The sequence below is a fragment of the Rubrivirga sp. genome, from assembly GCF_049648075.1.
In the GTDB taxonomy this organism is placed as follows: Bacteria; Bacteroidota; Rhodothermia; order Rhodothermales; family Rubricoccaceae; genus Rubrivirga.
This window is the reverse complement of record NZ_JBARYR010000631.1, coordinates 1-4,949: the sequence shown is the minus strand read 5'-3', so window position 1 is coordinate 4,949 and position 4,949 is coordinate 1. Positions and strand designations below refer to the sequence as shown.

The window sequence follows — 4,949 nt, the reverse complement described above, 5'->3', positions numbered from 1 at the left end:
GTTCCTCGACTCGGCGTTCGTCGACGACGGGGGGCGGACGACGGGACTACGACCGGGAGCGGAGGGCGAGGCGAACGGCGAGACCGTGCGCGTCGACGCCCGCGGCTTCCACGTCTACGCCGGCAACGCCGGCCTCGAGGATGAGGCCGTCTGGCTGTGGCTGGGCGACTCGGTCACGTTCGGCGTCGGCGTCGCGCAGGACGCGACGGTCGCGGGGCGGATCGCGGCCCGGCAGGACACGGCGCTCGTGCTCAACCCGTCGGTCCTGGGCTGGGGCACCGCCGACTACCGCCGACGGCTCCAGGCCACCCTCGAGGATGGCCCCCGCCCCGCCCGCGTCACGCTCGTCTGGTGCCTCAACGACGCCGACCCCTCGAGGCCGTCGGCTGCGGGCGAGGTCTCCGCCCTCGAGGACGCGAAACGAAAAACCGTGGCCTGGCTCAACGTCAACAGCCGCCTGTACCGGCTGGCGAAGGACGCCGCGCTCGACCGGCCGCTGCGGTACTACCGGTACGACCGCGCGCTCTACCAAGACGCCCGGCTGGACAGCGCGTGGACCGACCTCGAGGAGATCGTCGCCGTCCTCGAGGACGCGGACGTCCCGCTCGAAGTCGTCGTGGTGCCGTACGAGCCGCAGCTCCGCGACGGCGGCGACCGGCTGCCGCAGGAGGTGGTCGCCCCTCGCTTGCGGGCGCTGGGCGTTCTCGTTCTCGATTTGTACGAGCCGTTCCTCGAGGCCGGGGACGCGGGCGGTCTGTACCTATGGTCGGACGGGATCCACCTGTCGAAGCGAGGGCACGGGGTGGCGGCGGACGCGATCGCGCGGTGGCGTCCTCGAGGGTGACGTGTCTCGGGGACGCTCCGACCATCCGCCCGTTCTTCGCCCGTCTGGCCCCGGTGCCGGGCTAGCTTTTCAGGACCGCGCCCTCGACCCATGCTCGTCCTCCGTGATCTCCACCTCGCCTTCGGCGGCCGCGTCCTGTTCGACGGGCTGAGCTGGACCGTCAAGGCCGGCGAACGCGTGGGCTTGGTCGGTCCCAACGGCGCCGGCAAGTCGACGCTCCTGCGCGTGATCGCGGGCGAGCAGTCGGTGGATCAGGGCGAGGTCGTGTACGAGGGCGGCGCGTCGGTCGGGTTCTTGCGGCAGGACACGCAAGAGGAAGACCTCGACATCTCGCCGCTCGAAGAAGCGTTGCACGCGTTCGACGACGTGATCCGCCTCGAGGCCGAGGCCGAGCGACTCACCAAGGCGATGGAGGACCACGCCGACCACGCCTCGGACGACTACTTCTCCCTCGTCGAGCAGTTCTCTCGCGTCCAGGACCGACTCGTGACCCGAGAGTCGCACACGGCCGAGGCCCGCGCCGGGTCCATCCTGTCCGGGTTGGGGTTCACCGAGGAGGAGATGAACCGGCCGCTCCACACGTTCTCCGGCGGATGGCGGATGCGCGTCGCCCTGGCACGCCTGCTCCTGGGCCAGCCCGAAGTCCTCCTCCTCGACGAGCCGACGAACCACCTCGACATCGAGTCCATCGACTGGCTCGAGCAGTACCTCAACAGCTACCCCGGCGCTGTCGTTCTGGTGAGCCACGACCGGTACTTCCTCGACCGGATGACGACCTCGACGGCCGACCTCATCCGCGGCCAGATCGACTCGTACCCGGGCAACTACGCGAACTACCTCGAGGCCCGCGTCGAGCGCCGGATCCATTGGCAGTCGCGCTACGACAACCAGCAAAAGGAGATCGCCGAGGCCGAGCGGTTTATCGCCCGGTTCCGGGCCAAGGCGACCAAGGCGAAGCAGGCGCAGAGCCGGATCAAGATGCTCGAGAAGCTCGAGCGGATCCCGCCGCCGCCGCCCGAGGCGGCCTCGATGAAGTTCCGCTTCCCCGATCCACCGCCGTCCGGCCGGCAGGTCGTCGAGCTGTCCGAGTTCTCCAAGACCTACCCCGCGCCCGAGGGCGGCGTGACCAAGGTGTTCGACAGCGCCGACCCGGTCACGCTCGAGCGCGGCGACAAGGTGGCGCTCGTGGGCAAGAACGGCGCGGGCAAGTCGACGCTGGCGCGGATGCTCTTGGGTGTCGAGCCCTTCGAGGGCGACCGCGCGGAGGACCGCCGGGCCGAGATCGCCCACTTCGCCCAGCACCAGGCCGAGTCGCTCGAGCCGAGCCACACCGTCCTCGAGTCGCTGCGCGAGAAGTCACGGGGGCACAGCGAGACCGAGCTCCGATCCATCTTGGGCGCGTTCCTGTTCACGGGCGACGACTCCGACAAGAGCGTGTCGGTGTTGTCCGGCGGCGAGCGATCGAGGTTGGCCCTGGCACGAACGCTCCTCTCCCCCGCCAACGTCCTCGTCCTCGACGAGCCAACGAACCACCTCGACATCGTCTCCAAGAACGTGCTGGCCGAGGCCCTTCGGCAGTACACCGGTACGTTCGTCTTGGTGAGCCACGACCGCGCGTTCATCGACGAGGTCGCCCAGGCGACGTGGTACGTCGAGGACGGGCGCGTCCAGACCTACCAGGGCTCATACACGGAGGCCCAGTGGCAGCGCGAGCACGGCACGGCCTCGAAGCTCACGCCGTCCGGCGACGGGGCGGCCTCGAGGTCGGCGAAGGCCCCGGCGTCGCCCTCGAAGTCCGCTCCGAAAAAGGCCGGCGGCAAAAAGTCGAAGGAGGAGAAGCGACGAGAGGCCGAGGCCCGCAACGCGCTCTACCGGATGATGAAGGACGGGACGGTGCCGCCCGCGAAAGAGCTGGGCCCGGACCTGGCCGCCCGCGCCCTGGAGTTGCTGGAGCAGTCGGTCGAGGAGAAGGAGGCCGAGACGACCGACCTCGAGGCCCGGATGGCCGACCCCAACCTGTACGCGGATCCGAAGGCGTTTCAGAAGACCGCCGAGCAACTGTCCGCCGCCCAGAAAGAGCTCAAGGCGTTGATGGGCCGCTGGGAGAAACTCGCCGCGGAGGTCGAGGCGCTCGCGTAGCGCCCTCGAGGACGGCTAGCGGTCGACGCGGAGCGACGACGACGTAGCCATTCCGACGTTGGTGTCGCGCGTAAACCAGTAGGTCCCGTTCGGGAGGTCGTCGATGTCGATGGTCTCGACCTACGACTCGCCGGCCTCGAGGACAACTGCGCCGAGGTCGCACGGCCGGTCGCTGAGGGCATCGGGCGTCCACACGTCCTCGACGCGGCGCTCGACTCCGGCGCATCCGGCCGTCTCGATGGTCTCAGCGCTCTCATTGCGCAAGACCAGTCCAATCGTCGCGAGGACCCCGTCACCGAGGCTGTCCGTCCGAAGGGAAACGCCGTCCGCGGAGACCTCGGGACAGACCACGAGCGTATCACATGCGACGACCGTGAAGAGGAGAGCGAGAAAAAGCAGGCGCACGGTGGCCGGGTGGTAGACAGGAAAGGCCACCTGCCGCGCCGACTCGCCCCACATGCTAGCCCCACACGCTAGACGGTGGACGGTCCGTCCTCGAGGCCGAACGGTCCGTCCTCGAGGCTGGCTAGCGGACCTCGAACGATGGAGTGGCCACGTCGCCGACGCTCGTTCTTTGGACGAACCGGTACGTTCCTCCCGGCACCCCACCGACAAGGCCCAATTCGATGTCGACCTCGAACTGATTCCCGGGGCTGAGGCTCAGTAGGATATCAAGACAGACCCGGGGGAAGAAGTCACGGCGAGACCAACCCGAGCTGTTCCGACGCTCTAGGCGAGCGCACCCTAAACCACCAGTTTCTATTCGATCCTCTCCGCCATTTCGGAGCGTGAGCCCGACCGTGCTCCGGTTGTTGTAGCTGTCGCGGTCCGTCGCGAGCGACACGCCCTCGAGGGCGACGCCGGGCTCCGGCGGGAACGTCTCGACAGCGTCGCAGGCCGCGAGGCCGAGGAGCAGGACGAGCGGGAGCGTGCGCATCGAGGACGTCAGGAGAAGGAACGGACGGTACCGCAGTCCGCTGGGCTCCGCGCGCGACTCGTCGCGAGCGGTCCGACCTCGAGGACGAACGGTCCAACCTCGAGGACGCGCGGCACCCGGCCGTTTGGCCGAGGGGCACCAGGGATTTCCCTACGCGAATGCGAAGGAAGTGTTAACGTTCGGCCGCCGGCCACGCCGGTCTCTCGCTCACAACGCCCTGCGGCCATGCCTTCCCGCACACCGTCGTCCCCCCACGACCCCGTCCTCCGCCACACCTACGGCGGCCAACTCGAAGCCTCCGCCGAGGCGTTCCTCGTCTCCGCGTTCGACCGCGCCAGCGGCGCGCTCAGCAGCGAGGCCGAGCCACCGGGGGTCCTGGTCTCTGCAGCCATGCACATCCTGACCCGCGCCTCGTGGAAGCAGCCGACCGACGAGCAGGTAAAGGCCTCCGTCTACCTCGGCGAGAAGACCGGCCCTCGCGCGCCCTCCGCTGAGCCCCGCCGAATCGCGTAGCGGTCCTCGTCCTCGAGGACGCTCGGGATCGTTCCTCAGGCGAGCCCGGCGCTGACGAGTGCCCGCACGCCCTGCTCCCTCGCGTTCAGCGCTCGAAGGTGGCTCGTCGGCCTCGAGGGCGGGTCAGAGGCGGACGCGGACAATCCGGCCATCGGGACCGACGAGCCAGACGGCGTCGGGGCCGGCGGCGGCGACGCCCCAGAAGGTGCGCTCGTCCAAGAGGATCCACGTCTGCCCGTCGTCTCGGGACAGGCCCGCACCGCCGGGGCCGACGGCGACGAGCGCGTCCGAACCGGGGACGTAGGCGGCTCCGTAGGCCGCACCGGGGAACGGGAGCGTGCCGGCGGCCTGCCATGTCCGACCACCGTCCGAGCTCGTCGCGACGGACATGAGAAACTCGGTCGGCTGCGTCAGGTCGCCGCCGAGCACGACGCCGTTTCGGTCGTCGCGGAACGTGATCGTGGCGCCGCCGGCGGCCTCACCGGCGACGAGGGGCGTTTCCGAGACCGTCCACGT

5 protein-coding genes and 1 pseudogene are annotated in these 4,949 nt (G+C 69.6%); 3 read left to right on the top strand and 3 right to left on the bottom strand.

All coding sequences use genetic code 11. The annotated features are described in order from the left end of the window. Together WBA11_RS17195 and WBA11_RS17190 are read left to right on the top strand one after the other, a co-directional pair. The coding region (locus WBA11_RS17195) for an SGNH/GDSL hydrolase family protein (RefSeq protein ID WP_424521870.1) at nt 1–844 on the top strand (844 nt) is incomplete at its 5' end. Between the two features lie 90 nt (nt 845–934). Further along, complete coding sequence (locus WBA11_RS17190; RefSeq protein ID WP_424521869.1) at nt 935–2,983, top strand: ABC-F family ATP-binding cassette domain-containing protein; 2,049 nt, start codon at nt 935–937, stop codon at nt 2,981–2,983. A gap of 120 nt (nt 2,984–3,103) precedes the next feature. On the opposite strand, the gene WBA11_RS17185 is transcribed toward WBA11_RS17190, so the two are convergent. Both WBA11_RS17185 and WBA11_RS17180 read right to left on the bottom strand, forming a co-directional pair. After that, nucleotides 3,104–3,418: a hypothetical protein gene (locus WBA11_RS17185; protein ID WP_424521868.1), complete on the bottom strand. Its 315-nt coding sequence runs from the start codon at nt 3,416–3,418 to the stop codon at nt 3,104–3,106. A 91-nt stretch (nt 3,419–3,509) separates the two neighbouring features. Beyond that, on the bottom strand, nt 3,510–3,920 hold the full coding sequence (locus WBA11_RS17180; RefSeq protein ID WP_424521867.1) for an immunoglobulin-like domain-containing protein: 411 nt from the start codon (nt 3,918–3,920) through the stop codon (nt 3,510–3,512). 225 nt (nt 3,921–4,145) lie between these two features. Between WBA11_RS17180 and WBA11_RS17175 the strand changes: the two genes are divergently transcribed. After that, nucleotides 4,146–4,433, top strand: a complete 288-nt coding sequence (locus WBA11_RS17175; protein ID WP_424521866.1) for a hypothetical protein — start codon at nt 4,146–4,148, stop codon at nt 4,431–4,433. A 123-nt stretch (nt 4,434–4,556) separates the two neighbouring features. Here the strand turns inward: WBA11_RS17175 and WBA11_RS17170 are convergent. Continuing rightward, nucleotides 4,557–4,949: pseudogene (locus WBA11_RS17170) on the bottom strand (hypothetical protein); the annotation flags it as partial.